The sequence below is a fragment of the Maricaulis sp. W15 genome (genome assembly GCF_001924955.1).
Taxonomy (GTDB): domain Bacteria; phylum Pseudomonadota; class Alphaproteobacteria; order Caulobacterales; family Maricaulaceae; genus Maricaulis; species Maricaulis maris.
Window position 1 is genome coordinate 1 of record NZ_LQXG01000011.1, and the last position, 25,482, is coordinate 25,482.

General features: G+C 62.0%; 18 protein-coding genes and 1 tRNA gene. All 19 read right to left on the bottom strand.

The window, feature by feature from the left end:
• A partial coding sequence (locus tag AWH62_RS05470) for a GTP-binding protein (RefSeq protein ID WP_143742936.1) occupies nucleotides 1-117 on the bottom strand: 117 nt, incomplete at its 3' end.
• Nucleotides 118-170: 53 nt separating this feature from the next.
• On the bottom strand, nucleotides 171-2,246 hold the full coding sequence (gene fusA, locus AWH62_RS05475) for an elongation factor G (protein WP_075189485.1): 2,076 nt from the start codon (nucleotides 2,244-2,246) through the stop codon (nucleotides 171-173).
• A 39-nt stretch (nucleotides 2,247-2,285) separates the two neighbouring features.
• Nucleotides 2,286-2,756, bottom strand: a complete 471-nt coding sequence (gene rpsG, locus AWH62_RS05480) for a 30S ribosomal protein S7 (RefSeq protein ID WP_011643737.1) — start codon at nucleotides 2,754-2,756, stop codon at nucleotides 2,286-2,288.
• 11 nt (nucleotides 2,757-2,767) lie between these two features.
• Complete coding sequence (rpsL, locus tag AWH62_RS05485) at nucleotides 2,768-3,139, bottom strand: 30S ribosomal protein S12 (protein WP_011643738.1); 372 nt, start codon at nucleotides 3,137-3,139, stop codon at nucleotides 2,768-2,770.
• Nucleotides 3,140-3,467: 328 nt separating this feature from the next.
• On the bottom strand, nucleotides 3,468-7,685 hold the full coding sequence (rpoC, locus tag AWH62_RS05490; RefSeq protein ID WP_075189486.1) for a DNA-directed RNA polymerase subunit beta': 4,218 nt from the start codon (nucleotides 7,683-7,685) through the stop codon (nucleotides 3,468-3,470).
• Nucleotides 7,686-7,751: 66 nt separating this feature from the next.
• Nucleotides 7,752-11,825: a DNA-directed RNA polymerase subunit beta gene (gene rpoB, locus AWH62_RS05495; protein ID WP_075189497.1), complete on the bottom strand. Its 4,074-nt coding sequence runs from the start codon at nucleotides 11,823-11,825 to the stop codon at nucleotides 7,752-7,754.
• Nucleotides 11,826-12,037: 212 nt separating this feature from the next.
• Nucleotides 12,038-12,409: a 50S ribosomal protein L7/L12 gene (gene rplL / locus AWH62_RS05500; RefSeq protein WP_075189487.1), complete on the bottom strand. Its 372-nt coding sequence runs from the start codon at nucleotides 12,407-12,409 to the stop codon at nucleotides 12,038-12,040.
• Between the two features lie 57 nt (nucleotides 12,410-12,466).
• Nucleotides 12,467-12,982, bottom strand: a complete 516-nt coding sequence (gene rplJ / locus AWH62_RS05505) for a 50S ribosomal protein L10 (protein ID WP_075189488.1) — start codon at nucleotides 12,980-12,982, stop codon at nucleotides 12,467-12,469.
• A 303-nt stretch (nucleotides 12,983-13,285) separates the two neighbouring features.
• Entirely contained in the window at nucleotides 13,286-13,984 is a 699-nt protein-coding gene (rplA, locus tag AWH62_RS05510) for a 50S ribosomal protein L1 (protein ID WP_075189489.1), read from the bottom strand.
• A 4-nt stretch (nucleotides 13,985-13,988) separates the two neighbouring features.
• Nucleotides 13,989-14,417: a 50S ribosomal protein L11 gene (rplK, locus tag AWH62_RS05515; protein WP_075189490.1), complete on the bottom strand. Its 429-nt coding sequence runs from the start codon at nucleotides 14,415-14,417 to the stop codon at nucleotides 13,989-13,991.
• A gap of 98 nt (nucleotides 14,418-14,515) precedes the next feature.
• The gene (gene nusG, locus AWH62_RS05520; RefSeq protein WP_075189491.1) at nucleotides 14,516-15,049 is read right to left on the bottom strand and encodes a transcription termination/antitermination protein NusG; all 534 of its coding nucleotides are present in this window, start codon (nucleotides 15,047-15,049) and stop codon (nucleotides 14,516-14,518) included.
• 11 nt (nucleotides 15,050-15,060) lie between these two features.
• Entirely contained in the window at nucleotides 15,061-15,321 is a 261-nt protein-coding gene (gene secE, locus AWH62_RS05525; RefSeq protein WP_083635032.1) for a preprotein translocase subunit SecE, read from the bottom strand.
• Between the two features lie 81 nt (nucleotides 15,322-15,402).
• A tRNA-Trp gene (locus tag AWH62_RS05530) sits at nucleotides 15,403-15,478 on the bottom strand.
• A gap of 120 nt (nucleotides 15,479-15,598) precedes the next feature.
• A complete protein-coding gene (locus AWH62_RS05535) occupies nucleotides 15,599-16,594 on the bottom strand; it encodes a methyltransferase domain-containing protein (protein ID WP_075189492.1) in 996 nt (331 codons plus the stop codon).
• A gap of 146 nt (nucleotides 16,595-16,740) precedes the next feature.
• Nucleotides 16,741-19,635: a TonB-dependent receptor domain-containing protein gene (locus AWH62_RS05540; protein ID WP_075189493.1), complete on the bottom strand. Its 2,895-nt coding sequence runs from the start codon at nucleotides 19,633-19,635 to the stop codon at nucleotides 16,741-16,743.
• Between the two features lie 278 nt (nucleotides 19,636-19,913).
• Nucleotides 19,914-21,707 carry a tetratricopeptide repeat protein gene (locus AWH62_RS05545; RefSeq protein ID WP_075189494.1) on the bottom strand — a complete coding sequence of 598 codons (1,794 nt, stop codon included), beginning with the start codon at nucleotides 21,705-21,707 and terminating at the stop codon, nucleotides 19,914-19,916.
• A complete protein-coding gene (locus AWH62_RS05550) occupies nucleotides 21,704-23,833 on the bottom strand; it encodes a tetratricopeptide repeat-containing sulfotransferase family protein (protein ID WP_075189495.1) in 2,130 nt (709 codons plus the stop codon). The genes AWH62_RS05545 and AWH62_RS05550 overlap by 4 nt, the downstream gene beginning before the upstream one ends.
• On the bottom strand, nucleotides 23,830-24,597 hold the full coding sequence (locus AWH62_RS05555) for a 2OG-Fe(II) oxygenase family protein (RefSeq protein WP_075189496.1): 768 nt from the start codon (nucleotides 24,595-24,597) through the stop codon (nucleotides 23,830-23,832). The genes AWH62_RS05550 and AWH62_RS05555 overlap by 4 nt, the downstream gene beginning before the upstream one ends.
• A gap of 233 nt (nucleotides 24,598-24,830) precedes the next feature.
• Nucleotides 24,831-25,482 (bottom strand): EF-Tu/IF-2/RF-3 family GTPase (locus AWH62_RS05560; RefSeq protein ID WP_255371584.1); only part of this gene is annotated, 652 nt, incomplete at its 5' end.

The window sequence follows — 25,482 nt, forward strand, 5'->3', positions numbered from 1 at the left end:
TGCTTCCGCCAGTACCATCGTGATCGCAGCCGTCAGCGTCGTCTTGCCATGGTCAACGTGACCAATCGTGCCGATGTTCGCGTGCGGCTTGGTGCGCTCAAACTTTTCCTTCGCCATGATCTCGCTCCGAAATCCGTGTGTTCGTTGTTTTACTGTGACCAGAGGTCCGCTTAGGCGGACTTGGCGATGACTTCTTGTTCGACGGCCTTGGGAACCGCCTCATAGTGGTCGAAAAGCATCGTGAACTGCGCCCGGCCCTGGGTCGCAGACCGCAGGTTGTTGACGTAGCCGAACATGTTCGCCAGCGGCACCATCGCGTTCACGACGGTGGCGTTGCCGCGCATTTCCTGACCGGCAATCTGACCCCGACGGGAGTTCAAATCGCCAATGACACCACCGGTATATTCGTCCGGCGTCACGACCTCGACCTTCATGATCGGCTCGAGAAGCTTCGGCGCGCAATGAGCCTTGGCTTCGCGGAAAGCGGCGCGAGCCGCGATCTCGAAGGCGAGAACGCTGGAGTCGACGTCGTGATAGGCGCCATCGACCAGCATGGCGTGGACGTCGATCACCGGGAAACCGGCAATCAGGCCACCATCCATGACGGATTTGAGACCCTTCTCGACACCCGGGATGTATTCCTTCGGCACGTTGCCGCCGACGATCTTGGATTCGAACACAAAGCCCGAACCCGGCTCGCCGGGACCGAATTCGATCTTGACGCGGGCAAACTGGCCCGAACCGCCCGACTGCTTCTTGTGCGTGTAGTCGACGAGCCCCTTCTGGCCCAGCGATTCACGATAAGCCACCTGCGGCGCACCGACATTCGCTTCGACCTTGAACTCGCGCTTCATGCGATCGACGAGAATGTCGAGGTGAAGCTCGCCCATGCCGGCAATGATGGTCTGGCCGGATTCTTCGTCGGTCTTCATGCGGAAGGACGGATCCTCGGCGGCCAGACGCTGCAGGGCAACGCCGAGCTTTTCCTGGTCGGCCTTCGACTTCGGCTCGATGGCCAGCTCGATCACCGGATCCGGGAATTCCATGCGCTCGAGGATGACCGGCTTCATCGGGTCACACAGCGTGTCGCCCGTGGTCGTATCCTTCAGGCCTGCGATCGCGACGATATCGCCGGCGAAGCATTCCTTGATGTCTTCACGCGAATTGGAGTGCATCAACAGCATACGGCCGATGCGCTCTTTCTTGTCCTTCACCGTGTTGAGCAGGGACACGCCCGTCTCAAGGTGACCGGAATACATGCGCGCAAAGGTCAGCGAACCGACGAACGGGTCGTTCATGATCTTGAAGGCCAGGAGCGAGGTCGGCTCGTCATCGCTGGCGCGACGCGTCACTTCTTCCTCGGTCTTGAAGTCGATACCCTTGATCGCCGGAACCTCGGTCGGGTTCGGCAGGAAATCGACCACGGCGTCGAGCAGCGGCTGGACACCCTTGTTCTTGAAGGCCGTGCCGCACAGGATCGGATTGAAAGCCAGCGAGATGCAGCCCTTGCGGATCAGCGACTTGAGAAGCTCCTCGGAAGGCTCTTCGCCTTCAAGGTACGCTTCCATCGCAGCTTCATCCTGCTCGACAGCCGTCTCGACCAGCGCCTCACGGTACTCGGCAGCCTTGTCAGCAAGCTCGGCACGAATGTCGCGAACTTCCCACTCGGCGCCCAGGCCCTCACCCTTCCAGACGAGCTCCTTCATGATAACCAGGTCGATCACGCCTTCGAACTCGGTTTCCGAGCCGATCGGCAGCTGAACGCACAGCGGCGTGGCGCCGAGGCGATCCTTGATCATCTGGACACAGTTGAAGAAGTCGGCGCCCAGCTTGTCCATCTTGTTGATGAACACCATGCGCGGAACCTTGTAACGGTCGGCCTGACGCCAGACCGTTTCGGTCTGCGGCTCGACACCGGCATTGGCGTCCAGGCAGCACACGGCACCATCAAGAACACGCAGCGAACGCTCGACTTCAATGGTGAAGTCAACGTGGCCGGGCGTGTCGATGATGTTCAGACGCTTGCCGTTCCAGAAACAGGTCGTCGCAGCCGAGGTGATCGTGATGCCACGCTCCTGCTCCTGCTCCATCCAGTCCATGGTGGCGGCACCATCGTGCACTTCACCAATTTTGTGGGACTTGCCGGTGTAATAGAGGATCCGCTCGGTCGTCGTCGTCTTGCCAGCATCAATGTGCGCCATGATGCCGAAATTGCGGTAGTCCTCGATTTTGTAGTCGCGGGCCATTTGTCAGGGTCCTTGGTACGGGTCTGTGCCTGTAAGGGGTTACCAGCGGTAGTGCGAGAAAGCGCGGTTGGCTTCCGCCATCCGGTGCGTGTCTTCGCGCTTCTTGACGGCAGTCCCGCGATTGGCGGAGGCATCCATCATTTCAGCAGCGAGACGCTCGCGCATCGTATTTTCATTACGGCCGCGAGCAGCACCCGTCAGCCAGCGAATGGCCAGGGCTTTCTTGCGCTCGGCGCGGACTTCAACCGGCACCTGATAGGTCGCACCACCAACACGGCGGGAGCGGACCTCGACCTCAGGGGCCACATTGTCCAGGGCATCGTGGAAGACGCGGATCGGCTCGCGCTTCAGCTTCTCTTCGACAATCTCGAGAGCGCCATAGACAATGCGCTCGGCGACGGATTTTTTGCCGTCGAGCATGATGTAGTTCATGAACTTGGTGAGATCGCGATCCCCGAACTTCGGGTCCGGAAAAATCTCGCGTTTCTCTGCGCGGTGACGACGCGACATGAACGTCTCCCTTACTTAGGACGCTTGGCGCCGTATTTCGAACGGCGTTGCTTGCGGTCCTTGACGCCCTGGGTATCCAGAACGCCGCGAAGAATGTGATAGCGGACACCCGGCAAATCCTTCACGCGACCACCGCGGATAAGGACAACTGAGTGTTCCTGCAAATTGTGACCCTCACCCGGGATGTAGCTCACAACTTCGTGCCCGTTGGTCAGACGCACTTTGGCGACTTTCCGCAAGGCCGAGTTCGGCTTTTTCGGGGTCGTGGTATAGACGCGCGTGCAGACACCACGGCGCTGCGGGCAAGCCTGCAGGGCCGGCACCTTATTGCGCTTCGGCTTGTCTTTTCGCGGCTTGCGAATGAGCTGGTTGATTGTTGGCATCCCGCTCTAATCCGTTCCTAATCTCAACAACCACGCCCCCCAGCATGTTGAAATGCTGATGGACGCAAAGAATGACCCCGACGTCCGAACACGAGGTTCGCACGGCGGCGTCTGGGGTTTTTCCGTTACCGTGGACGACGTCTAACCGCGTGGGTTACGGCCCGTCCTTCAAACGAGCGCGGAAACTACGCACGCGACTCGCATTCGTCAAGCGCTTGTTCAGAGGTTTTCTGAGGCGCCCGGGCCCGGCATCAGCCCATACAAAAAGGCCGCCGGTCACCCGGCGGCCTTTTCTCAGTTATTACAGGGATATCGCCCCTGAATATGCTTAGTTCGCACCGTCTTCAGCGGCCATTTCCTCAGCAGCTGCCTCGGCAATTTCGGTCGGAAGACCCTCTGCCTCAACGGCCGCTTCGCGCTCGGCGAGCATGTCCGCATCCAGATCATCAGCGATCGCCTGGTACTGACGCATGATCGAGCCGGTACCGGCGGGAATCAGGCGTCCGACGATGACGTTCTCCTTGAGACCCTCGAGCGTGTCTTCCTTGCCCTGGACGGCCGCCTCGGTGAGGACGCGGGTCGTTTCCTGGAAGGAGGCTGCCGAGATGAAGGAGCGCGTCTGCAGCGACGCCTTGGTGATCCCCAGCAGGACCGGGTCACCCGTCGCCATGCGCTTGCCTTCTGCCTCGAGACGCTCATTGCTCTCGATGAACTCGATCTTGTCGACCTGCTCGGCCGCCAGATAGGTGCTGTCGCCCGGATCCTTGACCTCGATCTTCTGCAGCATCTGACGAACGATCGTCTCGATGTGCTTGTCGTTGATCGGCACGCCCTGCAGTCGATAGACCTCCTGGATCTCGTCAATCAGGTAGTTGGCCAACGCCGGCACACCCAGGATCGCCAGGATGTCGTGCGGCGCCGGGTGACCGTCGAGCAGGTATTCGCCCTTCTGGATCACATCGCCTTCCTGACAGGTCAGGTGTTTGCCCTTGGGCACCAGGTATTCGACCTTCTCGGCGTCATCGCCCTCCGGAACAATCGCGATACGGCGCTTGTTCTTGTAGTCGCGACCGAACTCGACCCGGCCCGTGATCTCCGCGATGACGGCGTGATCCTTGGGACGACGGGCTTCGAACAATTCCGCAACACGCGGCAGACCACCGGTGATGTCCCGGGTCTTGGCGCCTTCGGTCGGGATACGGGCGACAATGTCACCCGGACGCACCATGTCGCCATCGGCGACCGAAAGGATGGCCCCCACGGCGAGCATGTAGCTGGCAGTGGAACCGGAAGAGAGCTTGGTCGGCTCGCCGTTCTCGTCCTGCACGACGATGGTCGGTTGCAGGGCATTGGCCTTGGCCGAACCGCGCCAGTCGATGACCACCTTGGAGGCGATACCGGTGGCTTCGTCGGTCTCTTCCTTCACCGACACGCCTTCGGCGATGTCGACAAATTTCACCTTGCCGCCGACTTCCGACACGACCGGGGCCGTATACGGGTCCCACTCGCCGAGACGCTGACCACGTGTGGTCTTGTCGCCTTCCTTGACCTTCAGCTTGGTGCCATAGCCGAGCTTGTAGCTTTCACGCTCCTTGCCCTCGGTATCCACGATAACGAGCTGCATATTGCGCGACAGCGCAATCAGGTCGCCATCGGAATTGGTCACCGTTGACGGGTTCTTGAAGGTCACATGACCTTCCGAACCGGCTTCGATGAAGGACTGTTCGGAGACCTGGGCGGTACCGCCGATGTGGAAGGTCCGCATCGTCAGCTGGGTACCCGGCTCACCGATCGACTGGGCGGCGATAACGCCGACAGCTTCACCGATATTTACGCGCGTGCCGCGGGCCAGGTCACGGCCGTAACAGGTGGCACAGACACCGACGCGGGTCTCACAGGTGAGCGGCGAACGGGCCCAGACGGACTGGACGCCGGCCATCTCGATCGCGAGCGCGAGATCTTCATCGATATAGGTGTCGGCCGGGCAGATCACTTCGCCGGATGCCGGATCCTTGACTTCCTGGGCCAGGGTACGGCCGAGGATGCGCTGTTCCAGCGACACGACAACATCACCGCCATCAACAACCGCGGAAATCTCGAAGCACTCGGACGTGCCGCAATCTTCCTCGGTGATGATGCAGTCCTGGGCGACGTCGACGAGACGGCGGGTCAGGTAACCCGAGTTCGCCGTCTTCAGGGCCGTATCGGCCAAGCCCTTACGGGCACCGTGGGTGGAGTTGAAGTATTCAAGAACGGTCAGGCCTTCCTTGAAGTTCGAGATGATCGGCGTTTCGATGATCTCACCGGACGGCTTGGCCATCAGGCCGCGCATGCCGGCCAGCTGCTTCATCTGGTTCTTCGAACCACGGGCGCCGGAGTGGGCCATCATGTAGACCGAGTTCACTTCCGAGGTGCGGCCATCAGCGCCGACCGTCGTCTTGGAAATCTCGTCCATCATGGCGTCAGCGACGTTGTCCGTACACTTGGCCCAGGCATCGACGACCTTGTTGTACTTCTCACCCTTGGTGATCAGACCGTCGACATATTGCTGCTCATAATCCGACACCATGTCACGGGTCGCCCCGACCAGATCGGCCTTGGCGTCCGGGATCAGCATGTCGTCCTTGCCGAAGGAGATGCCGGCCTTGGCCGCTTCCTTGAAGCCGAGACCCATGATCTGGTCACAGAAGATCACAGTCGCCTTCTGACCACAGTGACGATAGACCTGATCGATCAGGGCGCCGATGGCCTTCTTGGTCAGCAGCTCGCCGATCATTTCCGGCTGCATTTTCGGGTGCTTGGGCAGAAGGTCGACAATCATCTTCCGGCCCGGCGTGGTCTCGATCACCTTGGTGATCGGATTGCCGTCGACATCAATGCCTTCCCAGCGCGCCTTGATCTTGGTGTGCAGGGTGATGACGTCCGACTCGAGCGCCGCTTCCAGCTCGGCGCGGCTGCCGAAGGCCATGCCCTCGCCCGGCTCGTTGTCCTTGATGATGGACAGGTAATACAGGCCCAGCACGATATCCTGCGACGGCACGATGATCGGCTTGCCATTGGCCGGCGACAGGATGTTGTTGGTCGACATCATCAGCGTGCGCGCTTCCAGCTGGGCTTCCAGCGAGAGCGGCACGTGAACAGCCATCTGGTCACCGTCAAAGTCGGCGTTGAAGGCCGCACAGACCAGCGGATGCAGCTGGATCGCCTTGCCTTCGATGAGCTTCGGCTCGAAGGCCTGGATGCCCAGACGGTGCAGCGTCGGCGCCCGGTTCAGCATGACCGGGTGCTCGCGGATGACCTCGTCGAGCACGTCCCAGACTTCCGGACGCTCTTTCTCGACCAACTTCTTGGACTGCTTGACCGTGCCGGACAGGCCCTTGGCGTCGAGACGCGCATAGATGAAGGGCTTGAACAGCTCGAGCGCCATCTTCTTGGGCAGGCCGCACTCGTGCAGTTTGAGATCCGGGCCGACCACGATGACCGAACGGCCGGAATAGTCGACGCGCTTGCCGAGCAGGTTCTGGCGGAAGCGGCCCTGCTTGCCCTTGAGCATGTCGGACAGCGATTTCAGCGGGCGCTTGTTGGCACCGGTGATGACGCGGCCGCGACGGCCATTGTCGAACAGGGCGTCGACGGATTCCTGCAGCATCCGCTTTTCATTGCGGATGATGATATCCGGCGCGCGCAGCTCGATGAGGCGCTTGAGGCGGTTGTTGCGGTTGATCACGCGGCGATAGAGATCATTGAGATCCGACGTCGCGAAACGGCCGCCATCAAGCGGCACGAGCGGACGCAGTTCCGGCGGAATGACCGGAATGACCGTCATGATCATCCACTCCGGGCGATTGCCCGAAGTGAGGAAGTTTTCCATCAGCTTGAGACGCTTGGCGTACTTCTTCAGCTTCAGCTCGGAACCGGTTTCCTTCATGTCCTCACGGACCTTGGCGCACTCGGCTTCCAGATCCATGTTGATGAGGATTTCGCGGACCGCTTCAGCGCCGATACCGGCCGTGAAGGCGTCTTCGCCATACTCGTCCTGCGCTTCCATATACTCTTCTTCAGAGAGCAGCTGGAAGGGCTGAAGCGGGGTCAGGCCCGGCTCGATGACGACGTAATTCTCGAAATAGAGAACCCGCTCGACATCCTTCAGCGCCATGTCGAGGATCATGGCGATCCGCGATGGCAGGGATTTCAGGAACCAGATATGGGCGACCGGAGCGGCCAGCTCGATGTGACCCATGCGCTCGCGACGGACGCGCGCCAGGGTAACTTCAACGCCGCACTTCTCGCAGACGATGCCCTTGTACTTGATGCGCTTGTACTTGCCGCACAGGCACTCATAGTCCTTCACCGGGCCGAAGATGCGGGCACAGAACAGGCCGTCGCGCTCGGGCTTGAAAGTCCGGTAATTGATGGTCTCGGGTTTTTTCACTTCGCCGAAGGACCAGGAGTGGATTTTCTCCGGGCTGGCCAGGGCAATGCGGATCCGGTCGAAGGACGGGCCTTCGGCAGCCGGATTGAAGATGTTCATGACGTCGTGATTCATGTCGCCGTCTCCCAAAAGGGGCAAGCGGGACAGGGAGAGCCCTGCCCCGCAAAATATGGTTCAGCCTTAGCCGTTCTTCAGTTCGACATTGAGGCCGAGAGAACGCATTTCCTTGACAAGCACGTTGAAGCTTTCCGGAACGCCGGCTTCGAAAGTGTCGTCGCCGCGGACAATGGCCTCATAGACCTTGGTCCGGCCGGCCACGTCATCCGACTTCACCGTCAGCATTTCCTGCAGCGTGTAGGCTGCACCGTAAGCTTCCAGTGCCCACACTTCCATCTCGCCGAAGCGCTGGCCACCAAACTGGGCCTTACCACCCAGCGGCTGCTGGGTCACAAGGCTGTACGGGCCGATGGAACGGGCGTGGATCTTGTCGTCCACCAGGTGGTGCAGCTTCAGAAGGTGCTTCACACCCACCGTCACCTTGCGGCGGAAGGGCTCACCGGTCTGGCCGTCATAGAGCGTCGACTGGCCGGACGGATCAAAGCCGGCCTTTTCCAGCCAATGCGCCACATCCGGCTCACGGGCACCGTCGAAGACCGGGGTCGCGATCGGCACGCCATTGGCCAGATTGCGGCCCAGCTCAGCAATGTCGGCATCGGTTTCCGGCAGTTCATCGCCTTCATAGACCCTGTCCAGCTCGGACTTGAGCGTCGCCGTGCTGCCATCACGCTTGTAGGCGTCATAGGCCTCACCGATCTGCTTGCCGAGACCACGGCAAGCCCAACCCAGGTGGGTTTCAAGGATCTGTCCGACATTCATCCGCGACGGCACGCCGAGCGGGTTGAGGACGATGTCCACCGCCTCGCCATTGGCCAGGAAGGGCATGTCCTCGATCGGATTGATCTTGGAGATGACACCCTTGTTGCCGTGGCGGCCGGCCATCTTGTCGCCCGGCTGAAGCTTGCGCTTCACCGCGACAAAGACCTTGACCATCTTCATAACGCCCGGCGGCATTTCATCGCCGCGCTGGAGCTTGTCGACCTTGTCTTCGAAGCGACGGTCGAGACGGGCTTTCGAGTCGTCATACTGCTTTTGCAGGGCTTCGACTTCGGCCATCGCCTTCTCGTCGTCGAGGCCGATACGCCACCAGCCGCTGCGCGGGGTCTCATCAAGCGCGTCCTGTGAAACCTCGCCCTTGGCGAAGCCGCGCGGTCCGGAAACCGCCGTCTTGCCGAGCAGGAGATCACCCAGACGCTGATAGATGTTGCGCTCGAGGATGGCGAGCTCGTCATCGCGGTCCTTGCCGAGACGTTCGATCTCTTCACGCTCGATCGAAATCGCGCGCTCATCCTTGTCGACACCATGACGGTTGAAGACGCGGACTTCGACGACCGTGCCGGTGGCACCGGACGGCATGCGCAGCGAGGTGTCACGGACGTCGGAGGCCTTCTCACCGAAGATGGCGCGCAGAAGCTTTTCTTCCGGCGTCATCGGGCTTTCGCCCTTCGGCGTCACCTTGCCGACGAGAATGTCGCCGGCAGCGACTTCCGCACCGACCGCAACAATACCGGCTTCGTCGAGATTGCGCAGGGCTTCCTCGCCGACATTGGGAATGTCACGGGTGATTTCTTCCGGGCCGAGCTTGGTGTCGCGGGCCGCGATCTCGAACTCTTCGAGGTGGATCGAGGTGAAGACGTCGTCGCGCACGATGCGCTCGGAGATCAGGATCGAGTCCTCGAAATTATAGCCATTCCACGGCATGAAGGCGACGACCACATTCCGGCCGAGCGCAAGCTCGCCGAGATCGGTGGACGGGCCATCCGCGATGATGTCACCGGCATGAACCTGGTCACCCACACGCACGATCGGGCGCTGGTTGATACAGGTCGACTGGTTCGACCGCTGGAACTTGGACAGGCGATAGATGTCGACGCCGGACTTGGCAGCATCGAGATCTTCGGTCGCCCGGATGACGATACGGGTCGCATCGACCTGCTCGATCACACCGGTCCGGCGGGCGGCGATCGCGGCACCGGAATCGCGGGCCACAATGCTTTCCATGCCGGTACCGACCAGCGGGGCTTCCGCCTTCACCAGCGGCACGGCCTGACGCTGCATGTTCGAACCCATCAAGGCGCGGTTGGCGTCGTCGTTTTCGAGGAAGGGAATGAGCGCCGCAGCAACCGAAACAACCTGTTTCGGTGACACGTCGATATATTCCACATCTTCACGAGGCACGAGCGTCACATCACCGGCGACGCGGCAGTTGACGAACTCATTGTCCAGCTCGCCCTTCTCGTTCACATGGGCGTTTGCCTGGGCAATCGCGTAGCGTGACTCCTGCATCGCCGACAGATAGTCGACCTGCTCGGTCAGCTTACCGTGCTCAACCTTGCGGTACGGGCTCTCGATGAAGCCGTACTTGTTGACACGGGCGAAGGTCGAGAGCGAGTTGATGAGGCCGATATTCGGGCCTTCCGGTGTCTCGATCGGGCAGATCCGGCCGTAATGGGTCGGGTGCACGTCGCGGACTTCGAAGCCGGCACGTTCGCGGGTCAGACCACCCGGGCCAAGCGCCGAGAGACGGCGCTTGTGAGTGACTTCCGACAGCGGGTTGGTCTGGTCCATGAACTGCGACAGCTGCGAGGAGCCGAAGAATTCCCGCACAGCCGCGGCAGCCGGCTTGGCGTTGACCAGGTCGTGCGGCATGACCGTCTCGATATCGACCGAGGACATGCGTTCCTTGATCGCGCGCTCCATGCGCAGAAGACCGATGCGGTACTGGTTTTCCATCAGCTCGCCGACCGAACGCACCCGGCGATTGCCGAGATTGTCGATATCGTCGATTTCGCCGCGACCATCGCGCAGATCGACCAGGGTCTTGAGAACCGCGAGGATGTCTTCCTTGCGCAGGGTGCGCATGTCGTCCGGCGCATCCAGGTCGAGACGCATGTTCATTTTCACGCGACCAACGGCCGAGAGGTCATAACGCTCCGGATCAAAGAACAGGCCCTGGAACATAGCCTCGGCGGTCTCCGCCGTCGGCGGCTCACCCGGACGCATGACGCGGTAGATGTCCACCAGCGCCTGTTCACGGCTGTCATTCTTGTCGGCGGCCAGGGTCGCACGGATGTAGGGACCCACGCCGGTCGCCGGATCGATGTCGAGCAGGTTGAGTTCCTTGACGCCGGTATTCTTCAGCGTCTCGAGGATTTCCTCGCTCATTTCGTCGCCGGCTTCGGCGAAGATTTCACCGGTTTCCAGATTGACCATGTCGTCGGCCAGGTAACCGCCGAGCAGATGCTCGTCGGACACCAGCAGAGCGGCCAGACCGTCTTCAGCGAACTTGTTGGCGGCACGGGCGGAGATCTTCTTGCCGGCCGGAGCGATGATATCGCCCGTCTTGGCGTCGACCAGGTCGCGCACCGGCTTCACACCGCGCCAGCGTTCCTTCACGTAAGGAACCGTCCAGCCCTTCTTGGAACTCTTGTAGGTGACCGTGGAATAGAAGGTCGAGAGAATCTCTTCCTTGTCCAGGCCCAGCGCATACAGGAGCGTCGTCGCCGGCAGTTTGCGGCGACGATCGAGACGCATGTGGACCACGTCCTTGGCGTCGAACTCGAAGTCGAGCCAGGAACCGCGATACGGGATGATGCGGGCGGCGAACAGGTACTTGCCCGAGGCATGGGTCTTGCCACGGTCATGATCGAAGAAGACGCCCGGCGAGCGGTGCATCTGCGAAACGATCACGCGCTCGGTGCCGTTTACCACGAAGGTGCCCTTGTCGGTCATGAGCGGGATATCGCCCATGTAGACGTCCTGCTCCTTGATGTCCTTGACGGAGCGGGCACCGGTTTCCTCGTCCACATCAAACACGATGAGACGCATTTTGACCTTGAGTGGCGCGGCGAACGTCATGTCGCGCTGCTGGCACTCTTCGACGTCGAACTTCGGCGGCTCGAACTCGTAGGACACGAAATCGAGGACAGCCCGTTCGGCGAAATCCTTGACCGGGAAGACGGACTTGAAGACCGCCTGCATGCCGGTGTCGTCGCGCTCGGCGGCAGGCACCTCTTTCATCAGGAAGTGCTCGTATGAGGACTTCTGGACTTCAATGAGATTCGGCATCGCAACGGTTTCCGGAATACGTCCGAAAGACTTGCGAATCCGCTTTTTGCCGGTGAACGACAGACCCATGTCGGCTCCCTTCGCAGACAGCACTGCGCAGTTGTATGCGGGGATCGCCCCCGCGGCGCCGTTCCGTTGGTCGGGACCTGTGACAGCCCCTTCCGTTCGACAATCCGGCCTGGAACGACAGCGGCCGGATCGGGTATTCCAAAGACGGGCTAACGGACGCGCAGGAATACCCCACGCGCCCGTAGCACCGTGTCAGTCACGCCGAAGCGAGACTATTTCAGCTCAACGCTGGCGCCAGCGGCTTCCAGCTTGGCTTTGATTTCTTCCGCTTCAGCTTTCGGAGCGGCTTCCTTGACGGCCTTCGGCGCGCCTTCAACCAGATCCTTGGCTTCTTTCAGGCCCAGGCCCGTGATGGCGCGGACTTCTTTGATGACGTTGATCTTCTTGTCACCAGCACCCGTGAGGACAACGTCGAACTCGTCCTTCTCTTCAGCAGCCGGGGCATCGCCACCACCAGCCGGACCGGCAACAGCGACAGCAGCTGCTGCCTTGATGCCTTTTTCTTCGAGAAGATCGTTCAGTTCCTTGGCTTCAAGGATGGTGAGGGCGAGAAGTTCGTCGCAGAGTTTAGCTACATCAGCCATTTGTTCAATTCCTTGTCGATGTTCAGTGTGTCAGTTCGAAAGCGGAGAATGACGTGATCAGGCGTCGGCCTTCTCGCGGATGACGTCGATCGCCCCCGCCAGACCTTGACCCGGTGCCATGAGGCGCTGGGCGACCTGGGAGGCCTGCCCCATGAGGCGGGCCGAGATGGTGGCAATAAGCTCTTCGCGGGACGGCATCTTGGAGAGCGCGTCGATGCCGGCGGCGTCGAACACATCCTCTTCCATGAAACCGCCGAGAATGACGAGCTTCTTGTTATCCTTGGCGTACTCGACCATCACCTTCGGCGCGGCCACAAAGTCTTCCGAGTAAGCGATTGCCACCGGACCTGTGAACAGGTCAGCGGCGCCCTCACCCGGCTTGCCTTGCAGTGCGATCTTGGCGAGGCGGTTACGCACCACCTTGAACGTGCCACCCAGCTCGCGGAGCTTGGTGCGCAGTCCCGTCATTTCCGCAACGGTCATGCCCGTATAGTGAGCAATCACAACGGATCCAGCTTCCGAGAAGACGCCATTCAGCTCTTCAACGGTCGCTTCTTTTTGATTGCGATCCATTTTGCGGACTCCCTGTTTGAACCGTCCACCGTGGACGGTTCGGTGAAAACGCCATCACTGCGTCTTCCCCCATTGCGGGTTGGACGCCGTCATGACGCGTCCTGTCCCAGGGCTTGAACCGACAGACCTCAAACAAGGCCAGATCGATCTCGCTCTGTCTCACACAGGGCCCGAATTGGATTAAAGCGGCACCTTGCGGCCCACTCCCTGTGATCTCGGACAGGCCGGCCGACCCACAAAACACGTGAATCGGACCGGAACAGCCCGGCCGGATAATCCGGTCCGGGCTGAAACTCAAGTCTTTTACGCCGAAACGGCGCCAGACGTATCGATTTTTACGCCCGGACCCATTGTCGAAGACAGGGCAATCCGGCGTACATAGGTGCCTTTGGCGCCCGACGGCTTGGCTTTCACGATCGCGTCGACCAGCGCACGAACGTTTTCGGCCAGGGCCGCTTCGGTGAAGCTCGCCTTGCCGACACCGGCGTGAATGATGCCAGCCTTTTCGACGCGGAATTCCACGGCGCCACCCTTGGAGGCTTCGACAGCCTTGGTGACGTCCATGGTGACCGTGCCGACCTTCGGGTTCGGCATCATGCCGCGCGGGCCGAGCACCTTACCGAGACGACCGACCAGCGGCATCATGTCCGGGGTCGCGATGACCTTGTCGAAATTGATGTTGCCGCCGAGGATCTGTTCCATCAGGTCTTCCGCACCGACGACGTCGGCACCGGCCTTGGTGGCCTCTTCAGCCTTCGGGCCCTTGGCGAAGACGGCAACGCGGACCGAGCGGCCGGTGCCGTTCGGAAGGTTGCACACACCACGGACCATCTGGTCGGCATGGCGCGGGTCGACACCCAGATTGATGGCAAGCTCGATGGTTTCATCGAACTTGGCCTTGGCGTTGGTTTTCACGTGAGCGACGGCGTCGTCGATCGAGTACAGCGTGTCGCGATCAAAGGTCTCGCGCGCAGCCGAAAGGCGTTTTCCGAGTTTAGCCATGATCTTACTCCGTCACCTGCAGGCCCATGGAACGGGCGGAACCGGCGATGATCTTGGTCGCCTGGTCGAGGTCGTTCGCATTGAGGTCGGCGAATTTCGCTTCAGCAATCTCGCGGCACTGGGCCAGCGAGACCGAACCAGCCATCGCCTGGCTCGGCGTGCTCGATCCTTTTTGGATCTTCGCGGCCTTCTTCAGGTAGAAGCTGGCCGGCGGGGTCGCCGTGACGAAGGTGAAGGACTTGTCGGAGAAGACAGTGATGGTGGTCGGGATCGGCATCCCTTTTTCCATCTCCTGGGTCTTCGCGTTGAAGGCCTTACAGAATTCCATGATGTTCACGCCGCGCTGACCCAGGGCCGGGCCGATCGGCGGGGACGGGTTTGCAGCGCCGGCAGGCACTTGCAGCTTGATATAGCCGGCAATTTTCTTGGCCATGTTCCCACTCCATAATCAAGGACGCGCCAATCGCGCCCTCGGGGGTTTGCGGTACGACCCGGCATGGACTTGGCGCCGGCATCTCCCGCAGTTACACGCTACTGGATCTTTTCGACCTGAGCGTATTCCAGCTCGACCGGGGTGGCCCGGCCGAAAATGTTGATGGCAACCTTCAGGCGGCCATTCTCGTCGTCCACTTCCTCGACAACACCGTTGAAGCTCTGGAAGTGACCGTCGATGACGTTGACGGTCTCGCCGATCTCATAGCTGACGGTCGGACGCGGACGCTCCGCATCCTCTTCCATCTGGCCGAGGATCCGCTTGACCTCATTCTCGGAAACCGGGATCGGCTTCTTGCCCGAGCCGAGAAAGCCGGTGACTTTCGCGGTCGAGGTGACGAGGTGATAGGCTTGGTCGGTCATGTCCATCTTCACGAGGACATAGCCCGGGAAATATTTGCGCTCGGCATTGACCTTGCGGCCCTTGCGAACTTCAACGACATCCTCGGTCGGGACGAGGATTTCCTCGAACTTGTCTTCCAGCCCCTGGATCGATGCTTCGATGCGGATCGCGTCAGCGACCTTCTTCTCGAAGTTCGAATAGGCATGCACGATGTACCACTTGGCAGACATACAGCCTCCTCCTAGGCGCCGAGAGCGAGAATGAACTGGATGCTCGAACTGATGATCCAGTCGACACCCCAGAAGAACAGCATGGCGATCACCGAGAGGATCAGCACAAGCACGGTCGAGACCAAGCTCTCCTGGCGCGTCGTCCAGGTCACCTTGCGGGCTTCCTGACGGACCTGGGACAGGTATTGGAACGGACCAGCACCCTTTTTCTTGGGTGCCGCCGCTTCAGCCTTGCCTTTGGCCGGCGTCGTATTCTTCGCGTTCCGCGTCATTCAAGTCCATCTGGCCCGCTCGGGCCCTCTATTCAAGAGGTGGAGCGCATCATGCGCAACCACCTGAAATTCCATACGGCCTGGCAGGGGCGGAGGGACTCGAACCCCCGACCCTCGGTTTTGGAGACCGATGCTCTACCAACTGAGCTACACCCCTAGGACCGCGCGCGAGATATCACGGTGATCGTGCCACCGCCACATCCGAAGCGCAGCTGTCTACAATGCGGGGCCGCATAAGAAAACAGCTAAAACACACATTCCTGCGTTGCGGCCCTTGTTACGGGCCGGTTCGGGCCGAGATCGACCAGGCGAGACTTTGCTGTCCATTCGCCCCCCTCACCTCGTCAATGGCCACAGCCGGCAGCCCGCCCGCTTCCAGATTCCGGACAATCACCGCGATCCCGCTATCATCCCGGGCGGCGGCAATCATCGAGCGCATGCGATGCGCGTAGGCGTCCAACTCGGCGCCATGGGCGGCAAGCCAGGTCTCCAGCTCACCGGGTGCGTAATGACCGGCGCGACCGGCAACTGTCGAACAATCCTGCCAGAGCCGGGTCAGGAGTGTCCGGGCAGCGCCGGGTGCGGCACCCCGCAAAACCTCGCCGACCGCGTCCAGAGCCGTTGCGAGCGCCTGCATGGCCCGCTGCAGGGCGGCCGGTGCCGCCTTGCCGACGGCGTGCCGCGCCGCGATCGCGACCAGGCGGTCGAGCCGGCGCAGGAGACCGCTGTCACGAACCGCATCAAGCAAGGCGAGATTGGCGACGCATTCCTGCTCGATGGCGCCGCCGCGACGGTGCACGAGGGCGTGCAGGCCGCCGTCCGCCGCCGTCACGCGCGCGGCATCGGCAAAGGCATCCTCACCGGCATATTCCAGACCGAACTGGCTGACCACACAGTCGAAGCTGGCCGTCGCAAAGGGCAAGGCGGCACTGTCGGCCACCACCGGAAGCACGGCATCGGTCGCAACAGCCCCGGTCGCCGCGGCAACGGCCGCCGGGGCAATGTCGGTGCAGTGCAGTTTCAGGTCGAGATTTTCGACGGGTCCAGCGCAGTTATGGGCAAGCCGGACCAGCTCGCCCTCCCCGCAGGCCGCGTCAAGCACGGAAACCGAGGCGCCCGGATGGAAATGCCGGTCGAAAATGCCGGCCCAGTGCGACCGCAACACGTGTGAAGTCCGGCCATCGCGAAAACGATGGTCCGGCGCCGAGGCGGCCTGCGACCAGAACTGCGTCCACGCCGCCTGAGCCTTGGTTCTGTTGGAGCGTCGTGACATGGCGCAAAGGTGACCCAGTCAAGTCTGTGGCGCAAACCGCAAGGGCAGCCAACGCAACACGCCGCCGTCGCCAGATGGCAAAACCAGGCAAAGAAAAAGGGCGGGCCAAACGGCCCGCCCTTCCCCATTTCGGTATCAGCTTACGCTTAGAAGCGCAGGCGACCACCCACGAAGAGGCGACGGCCCAGCGTTTCGTACGTTGCCGGCCAAGTGTTGGCCTGCTCCGACGCGGTCGAACCGAGTTCCGGAACGTCGGTGTCGGTGAAGTTGGTCACACCGATCGTCGCCGTGAAGGCTTCGTTCACGTCATAGGCAAACGTGACGTCGAAGTAGTTCTTCGCAACGATGTCGTCCGACAGGTCGGAAACCGCAGCTGCCGTGGTGCCATCGGCATCAAGCGCACCAATGTGACGCCAGCGCAGCGAGGTCGTGAACGGACCCGTGTACCAGGACGTCTGCATGGAGTGCTTGTACTCCGGCGTCGGCTCACCACAGTCCAGACCATAGAGGCCTGCACATTCGATGACCGGCGACGAAGCCGACGTGGTGAAGTCTGCTTCGGAGACAAAGCCACCATAGTAGGTGACAGCCATGTCGCCAGGCAGGCCGATCACGTCAGCGGCGAAGGAGTAATCGACGCGAAGGTCGAAACCCACAGCCGTGAGCGTTGCCACGTTGATCGGCGACAGGTTCGGCAGGAAGCCGCTGGCGCCCATTTCACCGGTATTCGGGTTACGCGACGGGGTACCGCCACCAGCCGGATACAGGGTGTCACACGATGCCTGAATGCCGGTCAGGTGGCATTCGTTCAGCAGCGTCTGGAGCGGAACCGTGGAAATCGCATCCTGGATCTCGATGTTGTAGTAATCGAGCTGGATGGTCAGACCTTCGATCGCGCTCGGCTCGATGACCGCACCGATGGTGAAGGTATCAGCCGTTTCCGCACCCAGGTTGGTGTTACCACCGAACAGGGCTTCCATCTGGGCATTGCCCTGGAACGCTGCGCCAAGCTGGCCAGCCGGAACGCCGGCAGCCGTACAGGTCGCGTCGATCGTAGCGGCCGAGTAGGAACCGTTGGCACCGCCGGAGCACGGGTCGGTTGCGCCCGGGAAGCCGTTGGTGAACGGAGCGAACAGATCGTTGACGTTCGGAGCACGAACGGCGCGGTTGAAGTTACCACGCAGACGGATCTGGTCGTTGATCTGCCAGCCAAGGCCCACAGCGAAGGTCTCGGTGTTGCCGACCGTGTTGTACTCAGAGGTACGGAAGGCAAGGTTCAGGCTCAGCGATTCCATCATCGCCTTGCCGGTCACCAACGGAACTTCGGCTTCAGCGAAGAACTCGTAGACATCAACCACACCTGCAACCGGCAGGGAGGAGTTGAAGCCACGAACGTCCGGGCCAAGCACGGAGTCAGGGATCGATTCAGCGGATGATTCACGATACTCGACACCGAGGACCAGGGCCGGGGCGTATTCGGCCGTCGGCAGTTGGAACATCGGCAGCTCGCCGTTCACCGTCGCAACCGTCTGGAACAGCTCGACATTGTCGATCTGGGCGCCGGTACGCGAGATGTACGCAGCACCTTCAGCCGAGATCGAACCCGGGCCGCCAAAGATGTTGACGTACGGGGCCGAACAACCGGTCGCGGCCTGGTGGCAAAGGACGGCATCCTGCAGGGCCGAAACGGACAGGTTGCCCGTCTGGATCTGCGAGATGGACGAGCGCGAGTAGTTCGCAAACGCGTCATACGACCAATTTTCGTTGATGTCGCCGCGAGCGCCGAACACCAGCTGGTAGGAACTCGTATCACGCAGCGAGTTCCGCGTGCCGAGCTCTTCATAACGACGCGAGGTACGAATGGTGGCAGTGCCGTCACCATTGTTGGAACCGGTGTAAGACTCATCAACATTCGGTGTCAGCGGATCGTCCGCAATGCTGACATCGTTCGTCATCAGAGCCAGAAGGTCGGCCGGGATGTTCGGGTCGGACAGGTCAACGTTCAGGGTCACACCGGCCGGCGTCGGAGCCAGCTGGGAATCAACGACGTTGTTGGCGTAAACGCCACGACCGTACAGCTCGAAATGCTCATTCACTTCATAGGTCGCGAAGGCCGAGAAGTTGTAGCGCTCTTGCGGCAGCTGCAGGTAGTTGGACGGCGCATAGTTGTAGGTGTCGTTCGGGTTACCGAAACGCATGCCACGAACCTGGCCTTGCTCGTTCACGAAGAAGCCCGAGCAGGTGTTACCGACACAATCGCCGTCGAACGTCTCGACATCAGCCGTGGTGAGGCCAAAGTTGGACGTGGTCGCGCCACGGATACGGGTACCCGGAATGTTCGACGAGCCACCGGCGATGAAGCCGTCGGCAGCATTGCCCGGACCCGGATCCCAATTGGTCAGCTGCGAGAAGTCGCGGTCACCCTGGAAGACTGCCTGGCGGTTGGTGTAACCCATGGAGATGACAGCGTTACCCCGACCATCGTCGAAATTGCCGCCCATCGTGATCGACAGGGTCGTGATCTCACCATCGAGGTCACCCAGCGAAAGTTCCTGCGACGCGTTGATCTCAACGCCTTCGAAGTCATCCTTCATAATGAAGTTGACAACACCGGCAACAGCGTCCGAACCGTAAACGGCCGAAGCACCACCGGTCACGATGTCGACAGAGTCGACAAGCGCGGACGGGATGTTGTTGAGGTCGACGACCTGGGCCGGACCGGAACCGACGAAGCGCATGCCGTCGACGAGGACGAGCGTACGGGTCGTGCCGAGGCCACGCAGGCTGACCGTTGCCGTACCGTTACCCGGGTTGTTCGAGGTCGAGTCGAACGCCGGAACGACTTGCGGCAGGGTATTGATGAAGTCTTCGGTGTTGACCGTGTTCACAACCGCGAGCTGCTCAGCAGACACGTTCGTGATCGGGCTCGGCGCCACCGTATCGGTACGCTGGATGCGCGAACCGGTTACGACAACGACGTCGTCGTCTTGTGCTACAGCGGGAGCCGCGACGGCCAGACCGCTGATCAGCGTGCTTGCCATCAGGCAAGTCTTCAAGGACTTGGATCTCACTCTTAATCCCTCCGAGTAAGGTATACGGAAAGGATGGGCTCACTCAGTCACGTGAGTTTTGAGCCCCCCTCAGATTCGGATCGCCCGAAAGCTTTCCATTTCTGCAAGGTACGTCTGCGATTTCGGGGGGGTCAATGACATCACACCGTCACAATCGGTCTTTGCGATACACTGTTGCAGGTTTGTCGCAGACGAAAGCAGCCGGAAAGTAGCGATGTCGCACCAGCAGGTCGATCAACGAAACTTGCTCAGGGATCGGGCAGAAGGTCGAACGGTGCGGTGATCCGCAACTCATCGCCCTGGAACGGCTCAACGCCATGCCAGAAGAAGGACGGGAAGAAAATCGCGTGGCCCGGCTCGGGCAGAATGTAGCGCTCGGCCGGAAGCGCCAAACCTGGCAGGCCTGGCACGCCCAGCCGGAGCCATCCGTCCCGCTCGCCATCCAGAACACGCTTCGGTATTTTCACGTAGTAGCTGGCACTCACCCAGCCGGCCGGATGGACATGATCCACATGCCCGCCACCGGAGCGGAGACGCACGGACCAGGCCCCGGCCAGCCGCGCCCGCCCCGTATTGCGCGCCAGAAACGGATGATCCGGGTCCTCGGGCAATTCAGCCAGATATTTTCGGGACAAATCCTGCAACGCCATCGCCAATTCGCGAATCACCGGGTCATCGCTGTTCCACAAACGACCGGCTGACTGTGTGCCGCCATACAGGGTCTGTTCCAGCGGCGCGGCGCCATCGGCGTGCAAGGCCTCGATTCGCTCCGCCAGCGCCTCGTTGAAATCGGCCAGCGAGGCATAGCCGGGCGGCGGCGTGATCGGCATCTTGCGCGCGAAACGGTCATAGTCGCACAGGCGGGCATAACGGGCATCGCCGGTTTGGCGCCAGGCGACCGACTGCAGGGCAAGGTGTTTTTGCAAGTGTTCCGCCGGCGGGTCGACGGTCAACACATCGACAGCCTCAGCCCAGGCTGAATTCACCAGCAAGGCTTCGGCAAGACCGTGCCGGGCGGCCCAATCCTGGCCCTCTGACATGGCAAAGGCCCGCCGCGCATCAACCAGCGCAGCGGCGGCATCGCCTGTCCGCAAACTCAACTCGCTGCGGACCATGGCCGCCGCCACAGCCGCGGGATCGCGCGCCAGGGCTGCATCGGCCGCGGCCCGGGCAGCAACAGCGTCGCCGCTGCGCATCAACAGCCGCGCGAGCAGGGCGTTGAGCTGCGGATCACCACTTGCCGTGATTGCCTGTTTAAGACTGTCCAGTGCTGAAGCACCTTGCCCCGCCTCGAACAGGAGACTGGCGAGGTCGGCGTGATAGCCCGCATCGAACGGCGCCAGCGACAAGGCCTGCCGATAGGCCCGCTCGGCACCGGCAATATCGAGCCGCGTGCGCAGGCTGTGGCCAAGCTGGGCGTGAGCCTCGGCCATGCCAGGCGCCAGCTGGCAGGCCTGTTCAAGATCGGTGCAGGCCTCCGCCAGTCGGCCCGCCTCGCGCAACAGCGCACCGCGATTGATCCGCGGCAGGACGGCCCGGTCATCACTGGCAATCGCCGCCGTGAACGCGCGCTCAGCCGCCACATCATCGCCGCGCCGGCGCGCCAGATTTCCCAGCGCATTCAACGCTCCGGCATGCCCCGGCCGGAGCGCCAACACATCGTCCAACGCTGCCTCGGCGACGTCAAAATCATCGCCGCCCGACAGGGTCAGGGCGAGGTTCAGCCGGGCATCAAAATAGTCCGGAGCCAGTTCGATCGCGCGCCGGTAGGCGTCAACCGCCGCCCCACTCCGTCCGGCCCGGCCATGATGATTGCCGAAATTATTATGGACGACGGCAGGTTGGGAGTGGCTGTCGGCGGCGGCAGCAAAGTCGGCGCAGGCGCCGGGATCATCGCCAGCCCGGCTGCGCGCCATGGCCCGCAACATCAGAGCGTCAGCCTGTCCCGGTGTCGCCAACAGGACCTTGTCCAACAGATCAACAGCGTCTGCGAAGCGGCCAGCCTGCAGCAGACCTGCGGCCCTCTGCAGCGTCTCGATCATGACCGTGCCCGCCCCCGCAACCGGTCGAGCCAGGCGCCGATACCGCCGCCGCTTGAGGGCCGGCGCCGACCCGTGTCATCGTCGGCATTTTCATGGGGATGATTGTCGGCATCATGTCCGGTCCAGGCACCGGTGTCCGGATCGACCGGCCAGCAGGACAGCTCATCGTCAAAGGCGCCGAGCCAGTCGCGATAGGGGGTCGTGCTGTCGAGATGCTGCGGCGATGGCGCCCGCCGGACCTGCAACGCGGAAAACGTCATCACCGCGCGATCCTGCTTGTAGAATTCCAGGCAGGCACGCGACCAGCCGATCCGGGTGCGGGCCAGGATGTAACGCAGCCGGTCCTCGAAATCGCGCACGAAGTCTTCGTACTGGATCGTCGTGACCCGGCCGGGATAATGCCGCGCCCAATGATCGCCGATCCGCGCCTGGTGGGCGTAGTAATGGGCGATGTCCCCGAGGTCATGGGCAAAAGGCCACATGCGCGAGAAATTGCGGCGATAGATCGAAAAGGCCGTCTCAACGGGCTTGCGGCGGATATGCAGCACCGGTGCGTCGGGAAACATCTGCCTGATCAGGCCGATGGCGAGGAAGTTGGAGGGTTGTTTGTCCGTCACCCAGCGCGCGCCCTCAAGCCCGTGCGCCTCGTATTGGCCGAGATAACGGGCGCGCCAGGCCTCCAGCCGGGCCTCGGGAATGGGGCCACCGCTATAGCGGGCCTGCTTCGCCCAGCGCTCGAACTCCGCAAGAATGACGATCATGGCGCTCAACTCGCCACCACCGACCACATCTTCGTGCGCTGCCAGGGCCGCCTCCAACAGCGTGGTGCCAGAGCGGGGCATGCCGACGATAAAGACCGGTGTCGGTCCCGTGCCCATGACCGGTGCGGTGGTATCAACCTCGTCAAACGCGGCGATCAGCCGGTCGACGCGGGCTTCGTGGGCACCGCGGTCATAGGCGGAACGGGCCTTGCCCGTGTGCTGGACATGCTTGCAAGAATTGGCCGCGCGCCAGGCGGCGAAGGCGGCATCACGCTGCTTGGCGGCGTGACGACAATCGCCCAGCGCAAACAGGCCGATCGCCTTGCGATCAACGGCCAGGTCGGGCCGGTCGATCTCCGCCTGCAAGCGCTCGATATCGACTTCCGGCAAGGCGCCGCGGGTGAGTTCGCACAACATGCCATAGGCTTCCAGCTGGGCCGGATCATGTTCCAGGGTCTGGCGGGCCAGGGCGATGGCTTCGTCGGTATGACCGAACATGGTCTCGATCCGGGCCAGGCCGAAACTCGCTTCGGCGCAGGCATCATCCAGCGACAGTGCACGCTGGAAAGCAGACCGGGCCGAGGCCATGTCACGCGCCCCGATCATCAAGCGCCCCAGCGCGGCCCAGTTTTCCGCGTCCCCGGGATGGGCATCGACAACCGGCCGGAATATCTCGACGGCACGGCGATAATAACCCTGCTCACCCAGCGCGAGCGCCAGCGCGCCGCGTGCTTCCTCATCGTCCGGCGCGGCAGCCAGCCAGCGCCCGGCCTGATCGCTCATGCCGACCCAGTCACCGAGCTGACGCGACACCATCGCCTGTACGCGCAGCAAGTCCGGTGAACCGGCCAGCCCGCCGGTCTCCGCACTGCGGGCCGCCTTGCGGGCAGCGGCAAAGTCGCCCGTCTCCAGGCGCGCCGCGGCCAGCATCAGGGCGAGATGGGCCGCGGCAGGATGTTGCGGTTCGATCTCGAGCGCCCGCGACAACGCGTCCCCGGCCAGGTCATAGACCCCGGCCCGGCCCGCGACATCACCCAACCGGCCCTGGACGTCGAACCGGCCCGGCGCGAGCGTCGCTGCCCGGCTTGCGGCCTCGAGGGCAGCAGCAAGATTGCCGGACATTTCATGCTGGATCGAGCGATAAAGCGGCGCCGAGGCATTGGCCGGATCGGCCGCCTCGGCGCGGTCGAGCCAGCTGCTGCCGGCGGCGAAGTCCCCGGTCTCCAGGGCACAGACGCCCTGGATCGCCATCGCCTCGGCATTATCCGGCATCTCGGCGAGGACGGCATCGCACAGGCCGCGAGCCCCCGCGAAATCCTCGGCCAGCCGGCGTTGCCCGGCCTCGGCAAGACGCGGATCGCTCATCCTGCCGCCCCGGCGGCGGGGTCATTGCGGAACCAGCCGGTGATCTGATAGCGGCCCTCGCCGGCAAAGGGCGCAACCGGGCTGACCGCATGCATGCGTCGCCCGTCGAAGATCGACAGCATGTTGAAACGCGGCAGGAAGGCCCGCGACACGTCCAGACCATCCTCGATCAACATCAACAGCCCCCCCCAATCGGTCTGCCAATTGCGCGTAAATCCAAGTGTATAAGCGGCAACACGTTCGCGATCATGGCCCTCATCGACATGGCGTGTCAGGAAATGACCCCGCGCATAGCGGGTCGCCTGGGCGTCGGCCTTCGTCACCAGTGGCGCCCCGGTCACGGCTTGGCCGAAATCGAGAAATTCGCGGGAGTTGAGAAACTCGGTGACACGGTGGATCGGATGGCCGGGATCCCAGTGCGAGGTATAGGCCTGGATCATCGGATAAGCGTCGTAGAGATAGCCGTAATTTTTCTGCGCCCGCTGCATGACGGCGCCGATCTGGGCTGCCACCGCTTCGCGGCCCATGCGCTGGACGTCCTGCTGGGTCAGCTGGACGATGACTTCCCCGCCCTCGCCCTGCGGCGTCGGTTCGGGAAAGACCAGGCGCCAGTTCAGCGTATCCCGCAGGAGGGTGCTGATCTGCTCGGCGAGGTCAGGCTCGAACACGTCGGGGATCTGGACCAGCGGCGTCTCGGCATAACGGCTCGCCCACTCGGCGGCATCTAGAGCCGGATTGAGGCGAAGATCGAGTGTATCGGCCATGGCGGGTCACTACCTGTAACAAACGGACCGAAAACACCTATCCACGCCACTCGGCGGTGTCCAGATGAGCGGTCAGCAAGCGCCAGCCCTGGCGCAAACGAAAACGGCGCGCTCCACGAGGAGCGCGCCGCATTCATGCGTCGATATCGGGTGTGTCTACTCGATGATTTTCGAGACGACGCCGGCGCCGCCAGATCTTGCTGACGGTTGGGCCGGCCGGTTTGCCTCAAAGACTATTCAATAATCTTAGAGACGACGCCGGCGCCGACGGTGCGGCCACCTTCACGGATGGCGAAGCGGAGCTTCTCTTCCATGGCGATCGGCACGATCAGCTCGACATTCATTTCAACATTGTCGCCCGGCATCACCATTTCCGTGCCTTCGTTCAGCGTCACGACGCCGGTGACGTCGGTCGTGCGGAAGTAGAATTGCGGACGGTAATTGGTGAAGAACGGCGTGTGACGGCCACCCTCTTCCTTGGTCAGGATATAGGCTTCTGCCACAAATTTGTGGTGCGGCGTGATGGAGCCCGGCTTGGCCAGAACCTGGCCACGCTCGACACCTTCACGATCGACGCCGCGCAGCAGCACACCGACATTGTCGCCAGCCTGGCCCTGGTCGAGCAGCTTGCGGAACATTTCAACGCCGGTACAGGTCGTCTTCGAGGTGTCACGGACGCCGACGATTTCGATCTCTTCACCAACCTTGACGACACCGCGCTCGATACGGCCGGTCACAACCGTGCCGCGGCCCGAGATCGAGAACACATCCTCGATCGGCATCAGGAAAGGCTGGTCGATCGGACGCTCAGGCGTCGGGATGTAGTCGTCGACAGCCGCCATCAGCTCAAGGATCTTGTCCTTGCCGATGTGGTCGTCACGGCCT

Bases quoted from the DNA above. Each gene is read 5' to 3' on its own strand.
- rplJ (WP_075189488.1), bottom strand. From the start codon at position 12,982: ATGGATCGCAATCAAAAAGAAGCGACCGTTGAAGAGCTGAATGGCGTC.
- rplK (WP_075189490.1), bottom strand. From the start codon at position 14,417: ATGGCCAAGAAAATTGCCGGCTATATCAAGCTGCAAGTGCCTGCCGGC.
- rpsG (WP_011643737.1), bottom strand. From the start codon at position 2,756: ATGTCGCGTCGTCACCGCGCAGAGAAACGCGAGATTTTTCCGGACCCG.
- AWH62_RS05545 (WP_075189494.1), bottom strand. From the start codon at position 21,707: ATGATCGAGACGCTGCAGAGGGCCGCAGGTCTGCTGCAGGCTGGCCGC.
- rpsL (WP_011643738.1), bottom strand. From the start codon at position 3,139: ATGCCAACAATCAACCAGCTCATTCGCAAGCCGCGAAAAGACAAGCCG.
- AWH62_RS05540 (WP_075189493.1), bottom strand. From the start codon at position 19,635: ATGGCAAGCACGCTGATCAGCGGTCTGGCCGTCGCGGCTCCCGCTGTA.
- nusG (WP_075189491.1), bottom strand. From the start codon at position 15,049: ATGTCTGCCAAGTGGTACATCGTGCATGCCTATTCGAACTTCGAGAAG.
- AWH62_RS05550 (WP_075189495.1), bottom strand. From the start codon at position 23,833: ATGAGCGATCCGCGTCTTGCCGAGGCCGGGCAACGCCGGCTGGCCGAG.
- AWH62_RS05555 (WP_075189496.1), bottom strand. From the start codon at position 24,597: ATGGCCGATACACTCGATCTTCGCCTCAATCCGGCTCTAGATGCCGCC.
- rplA (WP_075189489.1), bottom strand. From the start codon at position 13,984: ATGGCTAAACTCGGAAAACGCCTTTCGGCTGCGCGCGAGACCTTTGAT.
- AWH62_RS05535 (WP_075189492.1), bottom strand. From the start codon at position 16,594: ATGTCACGACGCTCCAACAGAACCAAGGCTCAGGCGGCGTGGACGCAG.
- rplL (WP_075189487.1), bottom strand. From the start codon at position 12,409: ATGGCTGATGTAGCTAAACTCTGCGACGAACTTCTCGCCCTCACCATC.
- rpoC (WP_075189486.1), bottom strand. From the start codon at position 7,685: ATGAATCACGACGTCATGAACATCTTCAATCCGGCTGCCGAAGGCCCG.
- fusA (WP_075189485.1), bottom strand. From the start codon at position 2,246: ATGGCCCGCGACTACAAAATCGAGGACTACCGCAATTTCGGCATCATG.
- secE (WP_083635032.1), bottom strand. From the start codon at position 15,321: ATGACGCGGAACGCGAAGAATACGACGCCGGCCAAAGGCAAGGCTGAA.
- rpoB (WP_075189497.1), bottom strand. From the start codon at position 11,825: ATGGGTCTGTCGTTCACCGGCAAAAAGCGGATTCGCAAGTCTTTCGGA.